The 951-nt window shown below is 42.4% G+C and carries 1 protein-coding gene; it reads right to left on the reverse strand.

From position 1 onward, the window contains the following. A partial coding sequence (locus tag A3762_RS02835; protein ID WP_197468976.1) for a metal-dependent hydrolase occupies positions 1-722 on the reverse strand: 722 nt, incomplete at its 3' end. Positions 723-951: the final 229 nt, after the last annotated feature.

Genomic DNA, 951 nt, shown 5'->3' on the forward strand with positions numbered 1-951 from the left:
CGTGTCATGCCTTGTTTACCGTACATAAACTTCCAAAACCCTTTTACTTCAGACCAGCGTGGCATGCGCTTCGCCCACCACAGTAAACGCGCTTGGTATTTCATGAAGCGATATGGCAACAGAATCAAAGCAATACACATCGACTTTTTCAATAAGCGACGATCTCCAAAAATTTCCATATACAAATCAAACGCGACGCTTTTATGCTCAATCTCTTCCACTGCATGCCAATGCATCAATTGGTCGATGCTCTCTTCCATGCCAGCCCAGTGCTCTCTATGATTCAAATAGTCACAGGCAAACACTGCCGTTAAGTGTTCAACACACACAGTAAATGCCAAACGCTGTTTATCTGAGCGACGTTTGATCGACCATTCTAAGTCCTTCAAAAAGACCTTTTCTAAGCGCGGGACGTCATAGCCTTTGTCACGCAACTGTTCATTGAAGCGCTTATGTTGCAAGCTGTGATGTGCCTCTTGTCCAATAAACCCCTTAATTTTTTCTTTTAAATTGGGGTCTTTCGTATCATTACGATAAGGCCGCACAGACTTAATAAACTCCGCTTCTCCATCTGGAAAGGTCGCTGACATCGCAGCAATATAAGCACTTTTTAAACAATTATTATCAAAGAAGTCCCGCGTCGACATGTCTGCATATGGGAACTCCATATGACGAGGACGGACATCCAAAGGCGTCTTGTTGGAAGCGGTCGTATTTGTCATCACTTTCACCTTAAGCTGCGTAATCATTATCAGGCCATCTTTAACGACAACCTAAACCTGCGACTTTCCAACTATGGAACAGTCATTATTGCGTTAAAGCTATAGTGCGCTTTTGAAGCCTTTGACAATAGGTGATAAGGTTTCAAAAAAAAGTCATTTGAGCTCATTTCATATGTAGGGAATGTCGCATTGATATGAATAACAATAACGTCGGACTTACACTTGCATC

This window comes from Oleiphilus sp. HI0125 (assembly GCF_001635355.1).